This window comes from Nonomuraea sp. WAC 01424 (assembly GCF_003947315.1).
Classification (GTDB): Bacteria; Actinomycetota; Actinomycetes; order Streptosporangiales; family Streptosporangiaceae; genus Nonomuraea; species Nonomuraea spiralis.
In genome coordinates this window covers 470,514-492,827 of record NZ_QHHZ01000005.1, presented here as the reverse complement: position 1 = coordinate 492,827, position 22,314 = coordinate 470,514, and the positions used below count along the sequence as shown (strand labels likewise).

General features: G+C 70.9%; 20 protein-coding genes. 3 read left to right on the top strand and 17 right to left on the bottom strand.

Annotated elements, in window-relative coordinates; translation table 11 throughout:
- Positions 1 to 30: 30 nt before the first annotated feature.
- Genes aspS through DMB42_RS17190 form a run of 3 tightly spaced genes read right to left on the bottom strand, consistent with a single transcriptional unit; the run spans position 31 to position 3,736 of the window.
- Positions 31 to 1,803 carry an aspartate--tRNA ligase gene (gene aspS / locus DMB42_RS17200; RefSeq protein WP_125635639.1) on the bottom strand — a complete coding sequence of 591 codons (1,773 nt, stop codon included), beginning with the start codon at positions 1,801 to 1,803 and terminating at the stop codon, positions 31 to 33.
- A complete protein-coding gene (hisS, locus tag DMB42_RS17195) occupies positions 1,800 to 3,059 on the bottom strand; it encodes a histidine--tRNA ligase (protein WP_125635637.1) in 1,260 nt (419 codons plus the stop codon). Before hisS ends, aspS begins: the two co-directional genes overlap by 4 nt.
- Positions 3,059 to 3,736 (bottom strand): MBL fold metallo-hydrolase, encoded by a 678-nt coding sequence (locus DMB42_RS17190; protein ID WP_125635635.1) that lies wholly within the window; start codon positions 3,734 to 3,736, stop codon positions 3,059 to 3,061. The genes hisS and DMB42_RS17190 overlap by 1 nt, the downstream gene beginning before the upstream one ends.
- 123 nt (positions 3,737 to 3,859) lie before the next feature.
- Here DMB42_RS17190 and DMB42_RS17185 point away from each other — a divergent pair, with 123 nt between their 5' ends.
- The 3 genes from DMB42_RS17185 (at position 3,860) to DMB42_RS54995 (ending at position 7,168) form a co-directional block, all read left to right on the top strand.
- Positions 3,860 to 4,747, top strand: coding sequence for a peptidylprolyl isomerase (locus DMB42_RS17185; RefSeq protein WP_125635633.1), 888 nt, complete (start codon positions 3,860 to 3,862; stop codon positions 4,745 to 4,747).
- A 62-nt stretch (positions 4,748 to 4,809) separates the two neighbouring features.
- Positions 4,810 to 6,039: a DUF349 domain-containing protein gene (locus DMB42_RS17180; RefSeq protein ID WP_125635631.1), complete on the top strand. Its 1,230-nt coding sequence runs from the start codon at positions 4,810 to 4,812 to the stop codon at positions 6,037 to 6,039.
- Between the two features lie 40 nt (positions 6,040 to 6,079).
- Positions 6,080 to 7,168: a cupin domain-containing protein gene (locus tag DMB42_RS54995; RefSeq protein ID WP_260477746.1), complete on the top strand. Its 1,089-nt coding sequence runs from the start codon at positions 6,080 to 6,082 to the stop codon at positions 7,166 to 7,168.
- Positions 7,169 to 7,171: 3 nt separating this feature from the next.
- On the opposite strand, the gene DMB42_RS17165 is transcribed toward DMB42_RS54995, so the two are convergent.
- From DMB42_RS17165 to DMB42_RS17100, 14 genes are all read right to left on the bottom strand, one after another.
- Complete coding sequence (locus DMB42_RS17165; RefSeq protein WP_125635629.1) at positions 7,172 to 9,361, bottom strand: bifunctional (p)ppGpp synthetase/guanosine-3',5'-bis(diphosphate) 3'-pyrophosphohydrolase; 2,190 nt, start codon at positions 9,359 to 9,361, stop codon at positions 7,172 to 7,174.
- A 173-nt stretch (positions 9,362 to 9,534) separates the two neighbouring features.
- Positions 9,535 to 10,053, bottom strand: coding sequence for an adenine phosphoribosyltransferase (locus DMB42_RS17160; protein ID WP_125635871.1), 519 nt, complete (start codon positions 10,051 to 10,053; stop codon positions 9,535 to 9,537).
- 228 nt (positions 10,054 to 10,281) lie between these two features.
- Positions 10,282 to 11,271: a protein translocase subunit SecF gene (secF, locus tag DMB42_RS17155; RefSeq protein ID WP_125635627.1), complete on the bottom strand. Its 990-nt coding sequence runs from the start codon at positions 11,269 to 11,271 to the stop codon at positions 10,282 to 10,284.
- Position 11,272: 1 nt separating this feature from the next.
- Positions 11,273 to 13,021, bottom strand: a complete 1,749-nt coding sequence (gene secD / locus DMB42_RS17150) for a protein translocase subunit SecD (protein WP_125635870.1) — start codon at positions 13,019 to 13,021, stop codon at positions 11,273 to 11,275.
- A gap of 91 nt (positions 13,022 to 13,112) precedes the next feature.
- Positions 13,113 to 13,499, bottom strand: coding sequence for a preprotein translocase subunit YajC (gene yajC, locus DMB42_RS17145; protein ID WP_125635625.1), 387 nt, complete (start codon positions 13,497 to 13,499; stop codon positions 13,113 to 13,115).
- 212 nt (positions 13,500 to 13,711) lie between these two features.
- Positions 13,712 to 14,743: a Holliday junction branch migration DNA helicase RuvB gene (ruvB, locus tag DMB42_RS17140; RefSeq protein WP_125635623.1), complete on the bottom strand. Its 1,032-nt coding sequence runs from the start codon at positions 14,741 to 14,743 to the stop codon at positions 13,712 to 13,714.
- 72 nt (positions 14,744 to 14,815) lie between these two features.
- Positions 14,816 to 15,436, bottom strand: coding sequence for a Holliday junction branch migration protein RuvA (gene ruvA / locus DMB42_RS17135; protein WP_125635621.1), 621 nt, complete (start codon positions 15,434 to 15,436; stop codon positions 14,816 to 14,818).
- A 50-nt stretch (positions 15,437 to 15,486) separates the two neighbouring features.
- Positions 15,487 to 16,008 (bottom strand): crossover junction endodeoxyribonuclease RuvC, encoded by a 522-nt coding sequence (ruvC, locus tag DMB42_RS17130; protein WP_125635868.1) that lies wholly within the window; start codon positions 16,006 to 16,008, stop codon positions 15,487 to 15,489.
- A 105-nt stretch (positions 16,009 to 16,113) separates the two neighbouring features.
- Positions 16,114 to 17,256 (bottom strand): enhanced intracellular survival protein Eis, encoded by a 1,143-nt coding sequence (gene eis / locus DMB42_RS17125; RefSeq protein ID WP_125635619.1) that lies wholly within the window; start codon positions 17,254 to 17,256, stop codon positions 16,114 to 16,116.
- Positions 17,257 to 17,267: 11 nt separating this feature from the next.
- A complete protein-coding gene (locus tag DMB42_RS17120; protein ID WP_125635617.1) occupies positions 17,268 to 18,992 on the bottom strand; it encodes a sugar ABC transporter permease in 1,725 nt (574 codons plus the stop codon).
- A gap of 220 nt (positions 18,993 to 19,212) precedes the next feature.
- On the bottom strand, positions 19,213 to 19,962 hold the full coding sequence (locus DMB42_RS17115; protein WP_125635615.1) for a YebC/PmpR family DNA-binding transcriptional regulator: 750 nt from the start codon (positions 19,960 to 19,962) through the stop codon (positions 19,213 to 19,215).
- 3 nt (positions 19,963 to 19,965) lie between these two features.
- Positions 19,966 to 20,544: a pyridoxal 5'-phosphate synthase glutaminase subunit PdxT gene (pdxT, locus tag DMB42_RS17110; protein WP_125635613.1), complete on the bottom strand. Its 579-nt coding sequence runs from the start codon at positions 20,542 to 20,544 to the stop codon at positions 19,966 to 19,968.
- 97 nt (positions 20,545 to 20,641) lie between these two features.
- Positions 20,642 to 21,838, bottom strand: coding sequence for an MFS transporter (locus tag DMB42_RS17105; protein ID WP_125635611.1), 1,197 nt, complete (start codon positions 21,836 to 21,838; stop codon positions 20,642 to 20,644).
- A gap of 9 nt (positions 21,839 to 21,847) precedes the next feature.
- A complete protein-coding gene (locus DMB42_RS17100) occupies positions 21,848 to 22,282 on the bottom strand; it encodes a MarR family winged helix-turn-helix transcriptional regulator (RefSeq protein ID WP_125635609.1) in 435 nt (144 codons plus the stop codon).
- Positions 22,283 to 22,314 lie beyond the last annotated feature (32 nt).

The window sequence follows — 22,314 nt, the reverse complement described above, 5'->3', positions numbered from 1 at the left end:
GAAGGGGCGCCCGCCGTCGTCATGTCCGGGTCAGGCCTCGTTCTTGAGCTGAGCCTCGTTCTTGGACTGGGCCTCGCTCTTGGGCTGGGCGTCGACGCCCGCCTCCTTGCGCTGGTCGGCCGTGATCGGCGTGGGCGCGCCGGTCAGCGGGTCGAAGCCGGAGGCGGTCTTCGGGAACGCGATCACGTCGCGGATCGAGTCGCCGTCGGACAGCAGCATGCAGATCCGGTCCCAGCCGTAGGCGATGCCGCCGTGCGGGGGCGGGCCGTACTTGAACGCCTCCAGCAGGAAGCCGAACTTGCTCTCGGCCTCCTCCTTGGAGATGCCGAGCACGTCGAAGACCCGCTGCTGCATCTCGGCCCGGTGGATACGGATCGAGCCGCCGCCGATCTCCATGCCGTTGCAGACCATGTCGTAGGCGTAGGCCAGAGCCTCGGCCGGGTGGTCCTGGAAGTTGTCGGCCCACTCCGGCTTGGGGCCGGTGAAGGGGTGGTGCACGGCCGTCCAGCCGCCCTCGCCGTCCTCCTCGAACATGGGGGCGTCGACCACCCACAGGAACGACCACTGCGACTCGTCGATCAGGCCGCAGCGGCGGCCGATCTCCAGCCGGGCCGCGCCCAGCAGGTCACGCGAGGCGCCGCGGGCGCCGGCGGCGAAGAAGATCGCGTCGCCGGGGGCGGCGCCGACCTTGGCCGCCAGGCCGGACAGCTCCTCCTCCGACAGGTTCTTGGCGACCGGGCCGCCGAGGGTGCCGTCCTCCTGGACCAGCACGTACGCCAGGCCCTTGGCGCCGCGGCTGCGCGCCCACTCCTGCCAGCCGTCGAGCTCCTTGCGGGTCTGCGAGGCGCCGCCCGGCATGACCACGGCGCCGACGTAGTCGGCCTGGAAGACGCGGAAGGAGGTGGCGGAGAAGTAGTCGGTCATCTCGACGAGCTCCTGGCCGAAGCGCAGGTCGGGCTTGTCGGAGCCGTAGCGGGCCATGGCATCGGCGTAGGTCATGCGCGGCAGCGGCATGGGGATCTCGTAGCCGAGGATCTCCCGCCACAGCCGGCCGACCAGCTTCTCGCCGACCTCGATGACGTCCTCCTGGTCGACGAAGGACATCTCGACGTCGATCTGGGTGAACTCGGGCTGGCGGTCGGCCCGCAGGTCCTCGTCGCGGTAGCACTTGGCGAGCTGGTAGTAGCGCTCCAGGCCGGCGACCTGGAGCAGCTGCTTGAACAGCTGGGGCGACTGCGGCAGGGCGTACCAGTTGCCGGGCTGCAGGCGGACCGGCACCAGGAAGTCGCGCGCGCCCTCGGGAGTGGAACGGGTCAGCGTCGGGGTCTCGACGTAGACGAAGCCGAGCTCGTGCATCACCTCGTTGGCCAGGTAGGTGGCCTTGGAACGGGTGCGCATGGCGCTGGCGACCTGCTGGCGGCGGATGTCGAGGTAGCGGTACTTGAGCCGGGCCTCCTCCGACACGCCCACGTTGCCCTCGATGGGGAACGGCAACGGCGCGGACTCGCTCAGCACCTCGACCCGCTCGGCCACGACCTCGATCGCGCCAGTGGGCAGCTCGGGGTTCTCGTTGCCCTCCGGGCGCACCCTGACCTGGCCGACGACCTTCACGCAGTATTCGGCGCGCAGGTCGTGGGCGTGGTCCTCCTCGCGGAAGACCACCTGCGCCGAGCCGGAGGCGTCGCGCAGGTCGATGAAGACAACGCCGCCGTGGTCACGGCGGCGGGCCACCCATCCTGCGAGCGTCACCTGCTGCCCGGCGTGCTCCTCACGGAGCGACCCGGCCGTATGCGTGCGGATCACTGCACTTTCCCTTTCAAAACGTCGGCGACCTGGGCCAGCGGCACCTCGGTCTGTTCAGCGGTGGTCAGGTCCTTCAGTTGCACGGCCTCGGCCGCGAGGTCACGCTCGCCCAGGATCAGCGCGAACCGGGCGCCGGAACGGTCCGCGCCCTTCATCGCGCCCTTGAGCCCCTTGCCGCCGAAGGCCATGTCGGCGCTGATGCCCGCCTCGCGCAGCTCGGAGAGGAGCAGGAACATGCGGCGGCGGGCGTCGTCACCCAGCGGGACACCGTACACCTGCACGCGGCCCGGCGCGGCCTCGTCGACCAGGCCCTCGGCCTCCATCGCCAGGTACGTGCGGTCGACGCCGAGCGCCCAGCCGACGCTGGGCAGCGGCGGGCCGCCCAGCATCTCGCTGAGCCCGTCGTAGCGGCCTCCGCCGCCGACGGCCGACTGGGAGCCGAGCCCGCCGTGCACGAACTCGAACGTGGTGCGCGTGTAGTAGTCGAGCCCGCGCACCAGCCGCGGGTCGTCCTCGAACACCACGCCCGAGGCGGTCAGCAGCGAGCGGACCTCCTCGTGGTAGCTCTTGCAGGCCGCGCACAGGTGGTCGACCACCAGCGGCGCGCCGGTGAGCTGGGCCTGCACCTCGGGCCGCTTGTCGTCGAGCACCCGCAGCGGGTTGATCTCGATGCGGGCCCTGGTGTCCTCGTCGAGGTCGAGCCCGCGCAGGAACTCCTGCAGCGCGGCCCGGTAGGCGGGCCGGCAGTTCTTGTCGCCGAGCGAGTTGACCAGCAGCCTGACCTGCCTGAGCCCGAGCGAGGCGAAACCGCGCGCGCCGAGCACGATCAGCTCGGCGTCGAGCGCCGGGTCCTCGGAGCCGAGGGCCTCGGCCCCGACCTGCCAGAAGTGGCGGTAGCGGCCCTTCTGGGCACGCTCGTAGCGGAACTGGCTGCCGGAGTACCACAGTTTGACCGGGAGCTGGCCGGTGTGGAGGTTGTGCTGGAGCACGGCGCGCACGACCGAGGCGGTGCCCTCGGGGCGCAGGGTCAGCGACCTGCCCGCCCTGTCGGGGAAGGTGTACATCTCCTTGGAGACCACGTCGGTGGACTCGCCCACGCCCCGCTTGAACAGCTCGGTGTCCTCGAAGACGGGGGTCTCGACGTAGCCGTAGCCAGCCACCCTCAGGGGCGCGACCAGCGCCTCGCGCACGGCCAGCACGCGCTCGGTGCGCGGCGGCAGCCAGTCGAAGGTGCCTTTCGGTGCTTGGAAGCTCATTAGATCCCTCGTGTGGGACCGGCCTGCGGCGCCGCTTCCTTCAGGTACGGGTTGGTAGCGCGCTCGCGGCCGATCGTGGTCTGTGGTCCGTGGCCCGGCAGGACGACCGTATCGTCAGGCAGCGGCAGGCACTTGGTGGCCAGGCTGCTCAGGAGGGTCGCGTAGTCGCCGCCGGGAAGGTCGGAACGGCCGATGGAGCCGGCGAACAGCAGGTCGCCCGAGAACATGATCTCGTCGTCGGGCAGCCGGAAGCTCACCGACCCCCTGGTATGGCCGGGCGTGTGGTCGACCACGAGATCGAGGCCCGCCAGGCTGAGCTCCGCGCCGTCGGACAGCTCGCGCACGTCGTCGGGCTCGCTCAGCCTGATGTCGCCGAACAGCGAGACGCCGCCGCCCCAGCCGGCGGAGGGGTCGCTCAGCAGGTGGCGGTCGTCGGGGTGGATCCACGCGGGGACGTCGCGCGCGCCGCAGACCGGGGCGACCGACCACACGTGGTCGAGGTGGCCGTGCGTGAGCAGCACCGCGACCGGCTTGAGCCGGTGCTCGCGCAGCAGCTCGTCGACGCCTCCGGCCGCGTCCTGGCCCGGATCGACGATCACGCAGGCCGCCGAGGCCGCGGGCGCGACGACGTAACAATTGGTCTGGAGGGCCCCTGCGGGGAAGCCTGCGATGAGCATCTGCCTCAGGTGATCTCGTCGAAAAGCCAATGGGAATGTAACCGAAGGGTACCGGTGCGGGTCGCCGGGCTGCGAATCATTACCCATTGGCCGATACGATTCGCCCACCTCAGTTGATTGACTATGGGAGGCAAAGCGGTGGCCACGGGCAAGGACCGGCAGAAGCAGCTGGCACGTGAGCACTACGAGCGGCAGATGCAGCGCCGCATCGAGCGCGAGCAGAAGGCCAAGCGCACCGCGATCATCGGCTCCACGGTCGGCGTGGTCGTCGTGGTGGGTGGCGTCGTGGCGGCGGTCGCGCTGCTCGGCGGCGGCGGCTCGCAGACCGAGGCGACCGCCTCGCCCTCGGCCTCGGCGCCGCAGGACACCGCCTCGGCCCAGGCCAGCACGGGGCCGAAGCCGTACAACGCGGCGGCCGGCACGTGCGACTACGTCAAGGAGGCGGGCGGCGGCCAGGCCAAGGACGTCGGCATGCCCCCGGCCGAGGTCAAGACCGAGCCGGCCAAGAAGGCGATGACGCTCAAGACCAACCTGGGCGACATCGTGGTCGAGCTCGACAACGCCAAGGCGCCGTGCACGACCAACTCGCTGGCCTTCCTGGCCGCCAAGAAGTTCTACGACGGCAGCAAGTGCCACCGTCTCGGCAGCGACAAGTTCCCGATGCTGCAGTGCGGCGACCCGACGGCCAAGGCCGACGGCAAGAGCCAGGACGGCGCGGGCGGCCCCGGCTACGTGATGGCCGAGGAGAACCTGGAAGGGGCCACGTACAAGCGGGGCACGATGGCGATGGCGAAGACCTCGGCGCCGGGCAGCACGGGGAGCCAGTTCTTCCTCGTTTACGGCGATCTCGGACTCACCCCGGATTACACGCCGGTGGGTACGATCACCAAGGGGCTCGACATCCTGGACAAGGTGAACAAAGCGGGCATCATCGCGGACATGGGAGATGGGACCGGGGCACCGAAGCAAACCCTCGAAATCAAAGGCGTGACAATCGCCGGCAAGAGCTGACGTAATACAAACTAGGGACGAAGTAGTCCCGAAGGGTCTGATGGATAGTGCGGGAGGACACGGTGAGCACCGACCCGTGGGGCCGGGTAGACGACGACGGCACCGTCTACGTGCGTACGGCTGAGGGAGAGCGAGCCGTCGGCTCCTGGCAGGCCGGTGAACCCGAAGAGGCACTGGCCTACTTCCATCGCAAGTACGACGAGCTGTCCGGCCAGGTACAGCTTCTCGAACAGCGGGTCAAGGGCACCGACCTGGCCCCCGCGCAGGCCGAGGCGAGCATCGCCAAGCTGCGCGAGCACGACGCCGACGCCCACGCCGTGGGCGACCTGGCGGCGCTGACGGCCCGTCTCGACGGCCTGACCGAGCTGGTCGGCCATCGTCGCGAGGAGGTCAAGGCTGCCCGCGACCAGGCGCGCGTCGAGGCCAGGGGCGTCAAGGAACGTATCGTCGCCGAGGCCGAGCGCATCGCCGACGAGACCACCCATTGGAAGTCGGGCGGTGAGCGGCTGCGCCAGCTCGTGGAGGAGTGGAAGGCCGCCGACCGCATCGACCGGGTCACCGAGGCCGCGCTGTGGAAGCGCCTGTCGGCCGCCCGCACGTCGTTCGCCAAGCGCCGCAAGCAGTACTTCGCGGGCCTGGACGAGCAGCGCGAGGGCGTACGTTCGGCCAAGGAGCGCATCGTCGCCGAGGCCGAGGCCATCGCGGACTCGACCGACTGGGGCACGACGGCGGCGATCTACCGCGAGCTGATGCAGCAGTGGAAGACCGCCGGGCGCGCCTCGCGCGAGGTCGAGGACGAGCTGTGGGGCCGCTTCAAGGCCGCCCAGGACCAGTTCTTCCAGGCCCGTTCGGCGGTCTTCGCCGAGCGCGACGCCTCGCTCGCGGCCAACGCCGAGGTCAAGGAGGAACTGCTGGCCGAGGCCGAGAAGATCCTCCCGATCACCGACGTGCGCACGGCCAGGGCCGCGCTGCGGCACATCCTGGAGCGCTGGGAGGCCGCCGGCCCGGTCCCGCGTGAGCAGCGCGACCGGCTCGAAGGCGGGCTGCGCAAGGTCGACGAGGCCGTGCGCAAGGCCGAGGACGCCGAGTGGAAGCGCTCCAACCCCGAGGCCAGGGCGCGTGCCCAGAGCACGGTCGACCAGCTCCGCACCTCCATCGAGCAGTTGGAGAAGCGGCTGGCCAAGGCGCAGGCCGCCGGCCGGGCCAAGGACGTCAAGGAGGCCGAGGAGGCGCTGGTCGCCCGTCGTTCGTGGCTGGAGGAGGCCGAGCGCACGCTGACCGAGTTCAGCTGAACCGATCTTCGGAGGGCGGCCGGGGTCCTAGGCTGACCGCATGGACCCCGTCAGCGTCGCGCGCGCCCTCGTGGACGAGCTGTTCCCCGGCGCCCTGTACGCCTTCGTCGGCGGCAGCGTGCTCACCGAGCGCCGCACCAGCACCTCCGACCTCGACGTGGTGGTGGTGCTCGACGGCCTGGCCGTGCCGTACCGGGAGTCCCTGCGCTGGCACGGCTGGCCGGTCGAGCTCTACGTGCACAGCGAGACCAGCCTCAACGCCTACGTCGACCGCGACCTGGCCGAGCGCAAGCCGGGCGTGGCCCGTATGTGCGCCGACGGCGCGGTGCTGGTCGACCGTACCGGCGGCCGGGCCAGCGACCTGCAGACGGCGCTCGGCGAACGCCTGGCCGCCGGTCCCGGCGACCTGGCCGGCACGCGCGCCGAACGCGCCCGCTACGGTCTGTCCGACCTGCTGGACGACCTGGCGGGCGCGACCGACCCCGGCGAGCAGCTGTTCATCCGCTGGCAGGTGGTCCAGGAGACCGCCAGGCTGGCGCTCGACGTGGGCGGCAGGTGGCGGGGCAACGGCAAGTGGCTGCTGCGCGAGCTGCGTGAGCACGACCCGGCGCTGGCCGACGACCTCCTGACGGCCCACTCCGACCCGGCGCTCCTGACCACGGTGGCCCTGGGCGTCCTGGAACGGGCGGGAGGGCGCCTGTGGGAGGGTTACCGGGCCGAGGGGGACTCCTTCCACCTCCCCCTGCGTCACATCGCCTCAGACGCGCTCTCAGGCGACACGGCGCAGAGCGCGGGCATGCGCAGGATGGCCGCGATCAGCGGCGCCACGGCCGGGTCGGCGAACCTGTGGATGGGCCAGACGCACGTCGCGCCCGCCACCCGCTCCTCCGACCACCACCACGGCGCCTCCGAGACCGCCATCTACGTCGTCAGCGGCAGCCCGCGCTTCGTCTTCCTCCAGGACGGCCGCGAGCGGCGCATCGAGGCGGCCCCCGGCGACTACGTCTACGTGCCGCCCTACACCCCGCACCGGGAGGAGAACCCCGACATCGAGCGGGAGGCGGTCGTCGTGATCGCGCGCAGCACCCAGGAGGCGATCGTGGTCAACCTGCCGGACCTGAAGGGCTGAACGTCAGCCGCTCGCGCCGCTCACCCGGTAGACGTCGAAGACGCCCTGGATGCCGCGTACGGCCTTGAGCACGTGGCCCAGGTGTTTGGGGTCGCCCATCTCGAAGGTGAACTTGCTGATCGCCACCCGGTCGCGCGAGGTCGTCACGGAGGCGCTGAGGATGTTGACGTGCTGGTCGGACAGAGTGCGGGTGACGTCGGAGAGCAGGCGCGGACGGTCGAGCGCCTCGACCTGGATCGCCACCAGGAAGACGCTGTCGTCGCTCGGCGACCAGCTCACCTCGACCAGCCGGTCGGGCTGCTCCCTGAGCTGCTGCACGTTGGTGCAGTCGGCGCGGTGGACGGACACGCCGTGGCCACGGGTGACGAATCCGACGATCTCGTCGCCGGGCACCGGGGTGCAGCACCTGGACAGGCGTACCCACACGTCGGCGTCGCCCGCCACGACCACGCCCGCGCCGCCGCCGCGGGGGCGGCCGCGCAGCCGGGTCGGCAGGGACGTCTCGGCGATGTCCTCCTCGGCGCTCTCCACGCCGCCGATCGAGGCCACGAGCTTCTGCACGACCGCCTGCGCGGCGATGTGCCCCTCCCCCACGGCGGCGTAGAGCGCCGACACGTCGGGATAACGCAGGTCGCGGGCCAGCGCCAGCAGCGACTCGCCGGACATCAGGCGCTGCAGCGGCAGGCCCTGCTTGCGCATGGCCCGGCCGATGGCCTCCTTGCCCGCCTCGATCGCGGTCTCGCGCCGCTCCTTGGAGAACCACTGCCGGATCTTGTTACGGGCCCGGCCGGACTTGACGAACTTCAGCCAGTCGCGCGAGGGCCCGGCGTCGGGCGACTTGGAGGTGAAGATCTCGACCGTGTCGCCGTTGCCGAGCCGTGACTCCAGCGGCACCAGCCGGCCGTTGACCCGCGCGCCGATGCAGCGGTGGCCGACCTCGGTGTGGACGGCGTAGGCGAAGTCGACCGGGGTGCCGCCCTCGGGCAGGGCGATGACCTGGCCCTTCGGGGTGAAGACGTAGACCTCGGAGACCGACAGGTCGAACCGCAGCGACTCCAGGAACTCCCCCGGGTCGGCGGTCTCCTTCTGCCAGTCGAGGAGCTGGCGCAGCCAGGCCATGTCGCTGCCCGGCTTGACCTTGCCGGTCGGGCCCGGCGCGCCGACCTCCTCCTTGTACTTCCAGTGGGCGGCCACGCCGTACTCGGCCCTGTGGTGCATCGCGTGGGTACGGATCTGCAGCTCGACCGGCTTGCCCTCGGGACCGATCACCGTGGTGTGCAGCGACTGGTACATGTTGAACTTGGGCATCGCGATGTAGTCCTTGAACCGGCCGGGGACCGGGTTCCAGCGCGCGTGGATCGTGCCCAGCGCCGCGTAGCAGTCGCGCACGCTGTCGACAAGGACCCGGATGCCCACCAGGTCGTAGATGTCGTCGAAGGCGACGTCGCGGGCGATCATCTTCTGGTAGACCGAGTAGTAGTGCTTGGGCCGGCCCTTGACCACCGCGCGGATCTTCGCCTCGCGCAGGTCGCCGGAGACCTTCTCGATGACCTCCTGGAGGAACAGGTCGCGCCGCGGCGCTCGCTCGGACACCATGCGCGCGATCTCGTCGTAGCGCTTGGGGTAGAGCATCGCGAAGGCGAGGTCCTCCAGCTCCCACTTGATCGTGTTCATGCCCAGCCGGTGGGCCAGCGGCGCGAAGATCTCCAGCGTCTCGCGCGACTTCTGGTGGCGCTTGTGCTCGGGCAGGTAGCGCATGGTGCGCATGTTGTGGAGCCGGTCGGCGAGCTTGATGATGAGCACGCGGATGTCGCGCGACATCGCCACGACCATCTTGCGCACGGTCTCGGCCTGCGCCGCGTCGCCGAACTTGACCTTGTCGAGCTTGGTGACGCCGTCGACCAGCGAGCCGATCGTGTCGCCGAAGTCGGCCCGCAGCTCGTCGAGGCTGTAGGCGGTGTCCTCGACGGTGTCGTGCAGCAGCGCGGCGCACAGCGTCTCGTCGTCGGTGCCCAGCTCGGCCAGGATCGTCGCCACGGCCAGCGGGTGGGTGATGTAGGGGTCGCCGGACTTCCGCTTCTGGTCGCGGTGGTGGTAGGCGGCGACGTCGTAGGAGCGCTCGATCAGGCGCAGGTCGGCCTTGGGGTGGGTGGCCCGGACCGTGCGGAACAGCGGCTCCAGCACCGGATTCATGGCCCCACCCCCAAACCGTCGTCGACGCACCGCAGGAACGCCGGGCGCCTCGGCATTACCAGCGTCGGTTACGTCGGGCACGACCACATCACGGGGCACTCAGACTCCTCACGTTCGAGTCCAGATCCCCCCAGTGTATCCAGGTGGCGAACCCGGACTTGCTCGGCCCGCTCTCAGACGATCACCAGGGAGTGCAGGTCGACCTCCGGCAGGCGCTCGCGTCCCTTGAGGAAGGCCAGCTCCATCAGCACCGCGATGCCGACCACGTGGCCGCCGGCCCGTTCGACGAGATCGATCGTGGCCCTCGCGGTGCCGCCGGTCGCCAGCACGTCGTCCACGATGAGCACCCGGTCGCCCGGCTTGAACGCGTCACGGTGCACCTCGATGGTGGCCGAGCCGTACTCCAGGTCGTAGGACTCCTCCAGCGTCGCCGCCGGCAGCTTGCCCTTCTTGCGCACCGGTACGAACCCCGCCGCCGCCCGGTAGGCCACCGGGGCGGCCAGGATGAAGCCTCTGGCCTCGATCCCGACGATCTTGTCCACCTCGGCGAGCCCGGCCAGCTCGTCCACCACGGCGGCCATCGCGACCGGGTCGCCGAGCAGCGGGGTGATGTCCTTGAACAGCACACCCGGCTGGGGGTAGTCGGGCACGTCCCTGATCCGGTCAAGGATCAACTGGCTGAGCTCGCTCATCGTGTCTTCCGTCGCCTTCCTCATGGATGCCGCGCTCCATGATGGCCTACTCCGGCCCCTCCTCGAACCGGGCGTACGTCTCGGAAGCCCTGTGACGCGCCTCAGACGCCCGCCCCGGGCCAGGGCGCCCCGATGGCCCGGCGACGTCCCCGAACGCCGCAGAGGGCCCCTGAACGCGACGGCGCCCCCACCCGTGGACGGGTGGGGGCGCCGGTGGGCCGTGCGGGCTCAGCCCTTCGCTACCGCTGCGCTTTTGGAACCCTTCGCCCCCTTGCCGGAGGTGGAGGCGAGGCGGCGGGCGATGGCCTGGTACTTCGGCTCCCGCTCCTTGAGCGTGACCAGCATCGGCGTGGCCACGCACAGCGAGGAGTAGGTACCGACGATCATGCCGACGAACAGCGCCAGCGACAGGTCCTTCAGCGTGCCCGCGCCGAGCAGCGTGGTGCCGATGAACAGGATGGCCGCCACCGGCAGGATCGCGACCAGCGAGGTGTTCAGCGACCTGATCAGCGTGTGGTTGAGCGCGTTGTTGGCCGCCATCGAGTACGTCATCTTGGAGGTCGTGCCCAGCTTGGCCGTGACCTCCTTGATCATGTCGAACACGACGACCGCGTCGTAGAGCGAGTAACCGAGGATGGTCAGGAAGCCCAGCAGGGTCGCCGGGGTGACCTCGAAGCCCGACCAGGCGTAGACGCCGGCCGTGATGACGAGGTCGTGGATGAGCGCGACGATCGCCGACAGGGCCATCTTCGGCTCGAACGCCATCGACAGGTACAGGATGATCGCGAGCATGAAGACGCCCAGGCCGATCCAGGCCTTCTGGGAGACCTCGCCGCCCCAGGACGCGCCGATCGACTGGACGCTGACGTCCTTGACCGGGACCTTGTAGTCCTTGGCGATCGTGGTCTGCATCTGGTTGAGCGTCGACTCCGTCAGGGTCTCGGTGGTGACCCGCCAGTTGTCACGGGCCCGCTGCACGATCACCTGGTGGGCGCCCTGCGAGCGGAAGTCCTCGCGGACCTCCTCGACGGTGCCGGCCGTCGCCGGGAAGGTGAAGACCGTGCCGCCCTTGAACTCCACGCCCAGGTTGAGCCCGTTGAAGAGGATGCCTGCGAGCGAGACGAGCAGCAGGAGGCCGGACAGGCTGTACCAGAGCCTCCACTTGCCGACGAAGTCGACGTCGATCTCGCCGCGGTAGAGGCGACGCCCCAGTCCCATGTCAGGCCTCCTGCGGAGTGGTCGTGCGGGCCGGCTCGGTGCTCATGCGCTCGGCGTCGAGACCGGACAGCGGGTGCCCCTTGGCGAAGAACTTCAGCCTCGCCAGCAGGGCGATGAACGGCTTGGTGAACAGGAACACCACCACGATGTCGATCAGCGTGGTCAGGCCCATCGCGAAGGCGAACCCGGCCACACCGCCCACCGCCAGGAAGTACAGCACGATCGCGGCGATGAACATGACGGCGTCGGCGATCAGGATCGTGCGCCGGGCACGGACCCAGGCCACCTCGACGGCCGCCCGAAGCGTCCGCCGGCCTTCCTTCATCTCATCACGTATGCGTTCGAAATACACGATGAAGGAGTCGGCGGTGATGCCGATCGAGACCACCAGGCCGATGATGTGCGGCAGCGAGAGCCGGAAGCCGGCGTTGTGGCCGAGCACGACCACCGCCGTGTACGTCAGGATCGAGGCCACGACGAGGCTCAGCACCGCGACGAGGCCGAGGCCCCGGTAGTACAGCAGCGAGTAGAGCACCACCAGGCCGAGGCCGATGATGCCGGCGATCAGGCCGCCTTCGAGCTGGTCGGAGCCGAGCGTCGACGACACGGTGTCGATCGAGCTGCGCTGGAACTTCAGCGGAAGGGCGCCGTACTTGAGCTGGTCGGCCAGCTGGGTGGAGGTGACCTGGTCGAAGCCGCCGGTGATCTCGGCGCGACCGCCGGGGATCGGGCTGATGATGTTGGGCGCCGTGATGACCACGCCGTCGAGGACGACCGCGACCTTGTTCCGCGGCTCCTGGGCGTTGTAGGCGGTGGTGGTGAGCTTGCTCCACTCGCCCGCGCCCTTGCTCTTGAAGTCGAGCTGGACGATCCACTCCACGGTGCCCTGGCGCACGCCCGCCGAGGCGGTGTCGATGTCGGTGCCGACAACCTTGGCGACGTCGAGGACGTACTTGGCGCTGCCGTCGCTCTCGCAGGCCGCGTACTGCTTGTTCGGGTCGTCCTGGACGCCCTGGCCGCGGTTCTTGGGGTCGGCGCAGTCGAGCTTGTGGAACTGCTGCAGGACCGCCGGGTCGATGCCCTGGGTGTTGATGCCCGCGTTGGGGTCCTGGTTGGGCGGCGCCGTGGGCGGCGTGCTCGGAGCCGGCGTCGGCGTCGCGTTCTTGCCCTTGTTGTTCTGCTTCTGGCCGGTCTGGTCACGGCCGGTCCCGGTCTGCGTGGCCTCGGGCGTGGCGCCCGGCGTCGGCGCGGTCAGCGCGGACGACAGCGCCTTGCCCGTCGGGGACGCGCTCGGCGTGTTCACCGACTGCCTGCCGGACGGCCTGGCGGTCGAGGACGGCTTCGCGCTCGACGACGGCTGGGCCGACGGCGAGGCGCCCGGTGTGGGCGCCTCGGTGGACAGGTTCTGCGGGACCTGCGTGGCCTCCATGGCGAGCACCTGGCGGAAGCGCAGCTCCGCTGTGGTGGCGACCAGCTTGATGGCCTCGCTCTGTCCAACGCCCGGGATGGAGATGATGATGTTGTCGCCGGACTTGGCGACCTCCGCGTCGGAGATGCCGGTGCCGTTGACCCGGTCGCGGATGATGTTGACCGCGCGGTCGAGGATCTCTTCAGGCGGAGACTGACCGGTCTGGGTCACGGGTGACAGCGTCACCGTCGTTCCGCCGGCGAGGTCGAGTCCCAGCTTGGGCGTGAACGCCTTCTGCAGGAACATCGTCCCGCCCAGGGCGAGGATGAGCGCCAGCAGCACCAAGAGCGTGCGCCCTGGTCGGCTGTGGCGGCTGGTCGGTCGGGCCACTGGTCGTCGATTCTCTCAGATAGGGGTTTGTCGCAGAGCTTAGTCAGGACTGCTTGGTGCTGGAGTCCTGATCGCCGTTACGCTCCACAGGCGCGTCGGACTCCTTGGCGTCACTCTCGGCGATCGCGGTCTCGGCGACCGGCTCGTCGTCCACCGGGGCGTCACCGGGCTGGACGACACGACCGATCGCGGCCTTCACCCAGCGCGTCTCGATGCCGGGTGCGACCTCGAGCACGACGTCCTCGTTCTCCACCGCGACCACCGTGGCGAACAGGCCGGTCGTCGTCATGACGCGGGCGCCCGGGGTCAGGGAGTTCTGCATCTGTTGCGCTTCCTGCTGACGCTTGCGCTGCGGACGGATCAGCAGGAAGTAGAACACCACCACCAGAAGGATCAGCGGCAGGATACTTCCGAGTTGTCCCATGTCCATAGGGGCGACCTTCCATAGTCGTTCAAGAATTTGACGCTGGCCTCGCGCCGGAAATTCCGTTGCGTAGCTCTCGGGCCGCGCCGCTCAGCCCGTCAGCCTACACAGCCAGCCAAGCCACGGAGTGTAGGCCGTTGTTATGAAACGCGGCAACGAGGCAGCGATTCGGCGCGCGGGGAAGTTCCCAATTTGAAATGGTTGCAACCGTTTCGTGATCACGGCGAAACAGTGGCTCCGAACGCGTCCGGCGGTGGGGTCATACCCATATGTGTCCAGGCTGACGCGGTCGCGACCCGGCCGCGCGGGGTCCTGGCCAGCAGCCCCTGCCGGACGAGGAACGGCTCGGCCACCACCTCGACGGTCTCGGGCTCCTCCCCCACGGCGACGGCGAGCGTGGAAAGGCCGACGGGACCGCCGCCGAACTTGCGCAGCAGCACTCCGAGCACCGCCCGGTCGAGCCGGTCGAGCCCTTCGGCGTCGACTTCGTAAAGGTTGAGTGCGGCGGAGGCGATATCTCGGTCGATCGTCCCGTCGGCGCGCACGTCGGCGAAGTCGCGTACGCGGCGCAGCAGCCGGTTGGCGATGCGGGGCGTGCCGCGCGAGCGCCGGGCGATCTCGTGGGCCCCCTCCTCGGGCAGGGTGACGCCGAGCAGCCTGGACGACCGGTGGAGCACCTGCTCCAGCTCGCCGACCTCGTAGAAGTCCATGTGGGCGGTGAAGCCGAACCGGTCACGCAGCGGCGCGGGCAGCAGACCGGCCCGCGTGGTGGCCCCGACCAGGGTGAACGGCGCGATGTCGAGCGGGATCGCGGTCGCGCCGGGGCCCTTGCCCACGACGATGTCGACCCGGAAGTCCTCCATGGCCAGGTAGAGCATCTCCTCGGCGGGCCTGGCCATGCGGTGGATCTCGTCGATGAACAGCACCTCGCCCTCCGTCAGCGTGGACAGGATGGCGGCGAGGTCTCCGGCCCGTTCGAGGGCGGGGCCGGAGGTGATGCGGAGCGGCATGTTGAGCTCGGCCGCGATGATCATGGCCAGCGTGGTCTTGCCGAGGCCCGGCGAGCCGCTCATCAGCACGTGGTCGGGCGGACGCTGCCGGCGCAGGGCACTCTCCAGCACCAGGGAGAGCTGCTCGCGCACACGCCCCTGGCCGATGAACTCGCCCAGCCGCTTGGGCCGCAGCGCCGCCTCGATCTGAAGCTCGTCGCCGCCGGCGTCCGGCGAGACCAGCTCGCGCTCAAAGTCCATGGCCACCGCTCCTCACCTTGCGGGCGGGCGTCGTAGGGCGGGTCGTCGTGGGGCGGGTCGTCGTGGGGCGGGTCATCGGATGCTGAGGGATCGGAGGGCGGCCTTGAGCAGCGCGGCGACCTGGGGCTGGCGGCCGGCGGCGACCTCGGCCTCGGCCTCGGGCGCGACCCCGGCCACGGCCTCGTCGGCGTCCTTGCCGGAATAGCCCAGCCCCACCAGGCCGGAGTGCACCTGGTCGCGCCACAACGCGGCCCGCCGCTCCCCGCCGATCGCCGCGTTGACGGCCTCCTCGGGGGTGCCGAGCCGGTCCTTGAGCTCCAGCACGATGCGCTGGGCGCCCTTCTGCCCGATGCCGGGCACCCGCGTGAGCGCCTTGAGGTCGGCGGCGGCCACGGCCACCCGCAGCGCGTTGGGCGTGTGGACGGCGAGCATCGCCAGCGCCAGCTTGGGGCCGACGCCGCTGGCCGTCTGGAGCATCTCGAAGACGGCCCGCTCGTCGTCGTTGGCGAAGCCGTAGAGGGTCAGCGACTCCTCGCGCACCACCAGCGACGTGGCCAGCCTGGCCTGCTCGCCCACCCGCAGCGTGGCCAGCGTGCCCGGGGTGCAGTGGGTGAGCACGCCCACGCCGCCCACCTCGATCACGGCTCCGTCGGGCGCGACCGACGCCACCCTGCCCGCCACCGACGCGATCACGACTCGATCTCCCTTTCCACGAAACGGTCAGCACGCGCGGCCCGCACGGGTCAGCGCCCCTTGCCGGCGCGGGCCATGGCCTCGGCCAGGCGGTGCTGGGCGCCGCCGCGCCAGATGTGGCAGATGGCCAGGGCGAGGGCGTCGGCGGCGTCGGCCGGCTTGGGCATCTCGGCCAGCCGCAGCAGCCGGGTGATCATCATGCCGACCTGCTTCTTGTCGGCCGTGCCGCTGCCGGTGACGGCGGCCTTGACCTCGGAGGGCGTGTGCAGCGCGACGGGCAGCCCGCGCCGGGCCGCGCACAGCACGGCGATCCCCGCCGCCTGCGCGGTGCCCATGACCGTGCGGACGTTGTGCTGGCTGAAGACGCGCTCGACGGCCACGGCGTCGGGGCGCACGTCGTCGAGCCACTGCTCGATCCCGGCCTCGATGCCGACCAGCCGCGTGCCGAGCTCCTCGTCGGCGCCGGTGCGCACCACCCCGACGGCCACCAGCGACAGCGGCGCGCCCGGCCGCCCCTCGACCGCGCCCAGGCCGCACCGGGTCAGCCCCGGATCGACGCCCATCACCCGCACCGGCTTGCCTCCCGCGCCGCCGAACATCTGTTCGGCACGAGACTCTACCCCGGCTGAGCTGGCCGCGCACCGCGAATCGCCCGCCGCGAACGGCGGGCGGTCCCGTCAGAAGTAGTCGAGCATGTACGGCTTGGCGGCGAAGGCCGCGTCGAGCAGCTCGTCGTCCCGGTCGTCGCCGGACATGAGACCGCTCCTGCGCAGGGTCGCGGTGGGGACGCCGGCGTACAGGGCCGAGAAGCCGCCCGCGGTCAGCGCCGCTCCCCCGCCGGCCGACGGCGCGGCCGTGCCGGAGCCGCCGGAGAACTCCAGCCGGAAGGAGCCGCCGCCGCGCAGCGGGTCGTGCACGGTGACCGCGGCCGCGGCCGCGACGGCGGCAGGGAAGCCCCTGCGCCCGACTGCCGCGGCCACGTCGAGCACCCTGAACATCCACCGCACCTGCGTGACCCGGTCCGTCGAACGTTCGCCGAGCAGCCAGAGCACCGGGTCGTCGGGGGCGACCGGCGCGGTGACCTTCTGGGCGATGGACGACGAGGTGCCCACCATCGACCACAGCGCCCTGCTGGTCTCCTCCGACCCGGCGACGAGGTTGTCGACGTGGATGTCGTCGCCGTTCCAGCGGTAGACGAGGTAGCCGTCGGGGGCCAGGTAGAGGAAGTCGTCCTCGTTGGACAGCCAGATGCTCCAGGTGGCCTCGTCCCAGGAGACGGGGCCGCTGGAGCGGGCCGCGCCGTGCACCCGGTGGAGCAGGGAGACGACCTCGGCGGCGTCGCCGGGACCCATCCTGCGCAGCTCGACCTGGCCGGAGGGCCGGATGCGGCGCAGCGACTCGGCGGGCAGGGTGATCATGTTCCGGGCCCCGGCGTGCTCGTAGCCGAGGGAGCGGTAGAGGGGCGTGGTGGCCGGGTAGAGCGACGAGACGGCGTCGCCGTGGGCGGCCGACCGGTCGATGACGGCGCGCATGATGGCGGTGCCGACGCCGTGGCCGCGATCCTCCGGGTTGACGGTGACCCCCGCTATGCCGGACATGGTCTGCGGGCGGCCGTGCCACCACTGGGTGAAGCGGCGCAGCCGGGCCGAGGCGGCGAGCCTGCCGCCCTCGAACGCGCCCAGGTAGCGGCCCTCGCCGAGGGTGGGCGTCACCGTACGGCGCCACCGCTCGACCTCCGCGCCGGAGATCGGGCCGAACGAGCGCTTACGCAGGTCAAGAACGTCGTCGAGGTCGTCGGGAGTAAGATCACGAATTTCCACAACCCCTCAACCTATGGGGTGGTCCGGGGGGATCGCGAACCGTTCACGCTGATAGCGAGCCTGTCGAGGTACAGGAGCTGGGCGGCCACGACGGCGGCCAGCGCGATTGCGACGGCGACCAACGGGGTGCCCGCGCCGACGTCGGGGGCGGCGCCGGAATAGCCGCCGAGCCGGGAGAGCAGCGTCACGGGCACGGTGAACAGTTCCGGGCTCTGCGCCACGAGCAGCGGCCACAACACGTCGTGGGCGTTGACCAGCGTGACCGCTCCGGCCAGCACGGCCGCCATGGGCAGGGACGGCAGCAGGACGCCGCCGAAGAAGTCCCGGTCGTTCCGCTCGGCCAGGCCCTTGCACAGCAGGGTCAGCACCAGCAGCGCCGGCACACTGACCAGCAGCGGCGGGAAGAGGGCGACGAAGGTGTCGACGAGGCCGAGATTGCGCATGTTCTGCCAGTCGGCGACGCCGAGGACGCCGGTGCCGGCGAACAGCCAGGGGGCGAACGGCAGCAGCAGCCACTCGCTGCGCGCGCCCAGGGGACGCAGGCCGCCGATGCCGAGCGCGCCGAGGTAGGCGACGCCGACCGACACCAGCGCGCCCGCGACGGCGGGGATCCAGGTGTTCACCTGGGCGCGCGGGCCGCCCGCCGCCGGGTCGCCGCCGGCGAGCACGCCGGAGATCCACGGCCAGGCGCAGACGACCGCGACGGCCACCACGAGCACCAGCGCGACCCCGCCGACGACCACACCCCCGAGCCCCCGACGCCCCGGACCTCCCGACCCGGACGGCCCGGGGGGCTCCTCCGGGGGCGCGGGCCGGTCGGAGGAGGCGGAGGGGAACGCTCCATCCGCGGACCGCGGGGACCGGGCGGGCTTGGGGAGAAGGGTGAGACGCAGGCGGGTGGTCACGGCGACGACCACGGCCACGACGCCGAGCGCGCCGAGAAGCACGCCTGTCAGGGCCGCGACGGCCGCACCAGGGCCGAACTGGGCCATCCGGAAGGCGTAGTCGTACTGGAGGCCCGCGAGCGTCTGTGTGGCGCGCTCAGGGCCGCCGCGGGTGAGCACCATGCCCATCGAGAACGCCTGCGCCCCCACGGCGACGGCCGCGAGCGCGACCAGCACCGCCACGACCACCGAGGCGGCCCCCGGACTGCCGCCGCGCAGCGCCGGCAGGAACGCCGTCAGCGCCAGCGCGCACACCACCCCGAACGTGGCCGCCACGACGACGAGCCGCAGCGTCCCCGGCGCGCCGGCGGGATCGCGCAGGCCCTCGGCCAGCGTGGCCAGGCCCGTCGCGTCGGGCAGCGTCCCGCGCAGCCAGGCCGCCGCCACGCCGACCGGCGAGAACGTCACGACCGCCAGCGACAGCGTGACCAGGCCCGCGCGCCGGAGCAGCGCGCCGCCCCGGTCGAGGGCCAGCGCGAGCAGCGGCCCGACCGCCACGGCCACCAGCAGCGGCCCGACGGTCAGCGAGAGCGTGAGGCCCAGCGCCCGCCAGAACTCCTCGCCGCCCAGCACCTTGGCGTAGTTCTCCGGCCCCACGAACCTGCTCTCCCGCAGCACGCCGCCGCTGTGCAGGCTGAGCACGACGGTCTGGACCGTCGGCAGGACCAGCGTGATCAGGGTGCCGAGCAGCGCGGGAACGGCCAGCAGCCAGCCCAGGGCGCGATAGGACGCCGGGGGCCGGGCGGCGGGCGGGTGCGCCGGGACGGAGGTCGGTGGGATGGGGGAATTCACGTCGCCCGACCCTAGCCGCGCCGGGCCGCGGACGCACGCGTAAAGGACCGGTTCGCCTCTGATGTCGTACGGCCACGGCGTCCGGCACGGGACGGGCAAAGGATGCGACCGGACCTTGACCGGGCTTTTGGGCGCGACACGACCGGGCTTTCGGCGCGACACGACCGGCCCCGGGCACGCGCGAGGGCCCGGGGGGCTCCCGGGCCCTCGTGACGGCGGATCAGTCCAGGGCGGCCAGGACGTCGTCGGAGACGTCGAAGTTGGCGTAGACGTTCTGGACGTCGTCGCTGTCCTCCAGCGCGTCGATCAGGCGGAACACCTTCTTGGCGCCCTCCTCGTCGAGCGGCACGCTCATGGTCGGCAGGAAGCTCGACTCGGCCGAGTCGTAGTCGATGCCGGCCTCCTGCAGCGCCTTGCGGACCGGCACCAGGTCACCGGCCTCGGAGACGACCTCGAAGGAGTCGCCCATGTCGTTGACCTCTTCGGCGCCCGCGTCGAGCACGGCCATCAGGACGGTGTCCTCGTCGAGCCCGTTCTTGGGCACGATCACGACGCCCTTGCGGTTGAACATGTACGACACCGAGCCGGGGTCGGCCAGCGAGCCGCCGTTGCGGGTCAGGGCGACGCGGACCTCGGAGGCGGCGCGGTTGCGGTTGTCGGTGAGGCACTCGATGAGCACCGCGACGCCGCCGGGCGCGTAGCCCTCGTACGTGATGGTCTGCCAGTCGGCGCCGCCGGCCTCCAGGCCGCCGCCACGCTTGCGCGCCCGCTCGATGTTGTCGTTGGGCACGGAGTTCTTCTTGGCCTTGAAGATGGCGTCGAAGAGGGTGGGGTTGGCGTCCGGGTCAGGGCCACCGGTCCGTGCCGCCACCTCGATGTTCTTGATGAGCTTCGCGAACAGCTTGCCGCGCTTGGCGTCGAGCGCGGCCTTCTTGTGCTTCGTCGTCGCCCATTTGGAGTGGCCGGACATTACCTAGAGCTCCCTCACCATGTCTACGAAGTAACGGTGCACGCGAGTGTCCCCGGTCAGCTCGGGGTGGAACGAGGTCGCGAGCAACGGCCCTTGACGGACCGCGACGATCCTATCCCCAGGCTCGGCCGTGCCCAGCACCTGAACCTCGGGACCGACCGATTCCACCCACGGCGCACGAATGAACACGGCATGTACGCATTCGCCGGAGAAATCCAGATCCGACTCGAACGAGTCCACCTGGCGGCCGAAGGCGTTGCGCCTGACCACCATGTCGATGCCGCCGATCGTCTGCTGGCCCTCGATGCCGTCCTCGATCCGGTCGGCCAGCATGATCATGCCGGCGCACGAGCCGTACGCGGGCATGCCCTCCTTGATCCGCATCCTCAGCGGTTGCAGCATGTCGAAGGTGTCGGCGAGCTTCCACATGGTCGTCGACTCGCCGCCGGGGATCACCAGGCCGTCGACCGCGTCGAGCTCGGCCGGGCGGCGTACGGCGGTGGCCGTGGCGCCGGCCTCCTGGAGCATGCGCGCATGCTCACGCACGTCCCCCTGGAGAGCGAGTACACCGATCGTGGGCACAGCGATCCTTCCGTTAAGGTGCGGTTTCCGACAATTCAACACCAAGATGGCCCGGCATCTTCCTATCTGAGCACTCTGGCGTAAAAGGCGGCCCGCGTCAGGCGGTGGCCTGGACGGCGTCCACGCGGGCCAGAGCGCTCAGGTGGTGGCGCCGGGCGTACAGGTAGGCCATGCCGATCGCGCAGCAGGCCGCGCCGACGACGTACGGCACCGCGATGCCGATCTCCTCGCCGAGCTTGGTCGCGACGAACGGCGCCAGCGCGCCGCCCATCCAGCGCACGAAGTTGTACCCGGCCGAGGCCACGGGCCTCGGGGCGTCGGAGACCTCCATGGCCGACTCGGTGAAGACGGTGTTGTTCAGCCCGATCGGAATGCCCGACAACACGGTGAACACGATGATCCCGGCGTGCGCCCCTGCCGGTCCCGACACCGCGATGCCGAGCTGGAAGACCGCGAGCAGGCCGAGGGCCAGGTACAACACGTTCACCGAGCCGATCCTGCGCTGGAGCGGCGGCGCGCCGAACACCGAGGCCAGCGCCACGCAGACGCCCCACCCGAAGAACACCGCGCCGATGCCGTACGGCGACATGTGCAGGATGAACGGGGTGAAGGCGAGGATCGTGAAGAAGGCGAAGTTGTAGAACAGGGCGGTGAACGCGGTCGTGGACAGGCCGCCGTGGGCCAGGGCCCGGATGGGGGCGCTGAGCTTGGTCTTCACCGCGGGCTTCGGCCCGGACCTGAGCAGGGTGGCGATCAGGACGAACCCGGCGGCCATCAGCGTGGCGGTGCCGAAGAAGGGCGCCCGCCAGTTCCAGTCGCCGAGCAGCGCGTCCACCAGGGGGCCGGCGGAGATGCCGAGGCCGAGCGCGGCCTCGTACAGGATGATGGCCGATTCCGCGCCGCCGCTGGCCGCGCCGACGATGACGGCCAGCGCGGTGGCCACGAACAGGGCGTTGCCGAGGCCCCAGCCGGCGCGGAAGCCGACGAGTTCGGCGACGCTGCCGGAGGTGCCGGCCAGCGCGGCGAACACGACGACCAGTGCCAGCCCGGCCAGCAGCGTGCGCTTGCCGCCGATGCGGCTGGAGACCCAGCCGGTGATCAGCATCGCCACCGCGGTGACCAGGAAGTAGCTGGTGAACAGCAGGGACACCTGGCTGGGCGTGGCGTGCAGCCCTTGGGCGATGGAGGGCAGGATGGGGTCGACCAGGCCGATGCCCATGAAGGCCACGACCGCGGCGAACGCGGTGGCCCAGACGGACATCGGCTGGCGCAGGATTCCGCCGCCGGATTGCATGGTGCTCCCTTACTCAGTGGGTGTGTCGGCGCCGAGCTTGGCCAGGACGGGCAGGGCCACCGCGAGCACGTCGCGCTCGTCGTCGGTCAGGGCGGCCAGGTCACGGGCCAGCCGGGCGATCCTGGCCCGGCGTACGGCGTGCAGCCGGTCGCGGCCCTCGCCGGTGAGCTCGACCGTCCTGACGCGGGCGTCGGCCGGGTCGAAGCCGCGTGCCACCAGGCCCGCGGACTCCAGCCGGTTGATCTGCACGGTCATGGTCGGGAGCTGGACGGCGTGCTCCTCGGCCAGCTCGGTCATCCGGCGCGGGCGGTGTTCGAGCGAGCCGAGCACGGCGTACTGCTGGGTGGTGACGGGCTGGCCGGCGCTGGAGCGCCGCAGCAGCAGGACCAGGTGCCGCAGAACCTTGGAGACCTGCTCGGCCATCTGGGTGGGATCGTCCCTCATACTTAGCCAAACTAACTTAGCCTGGCTAATAT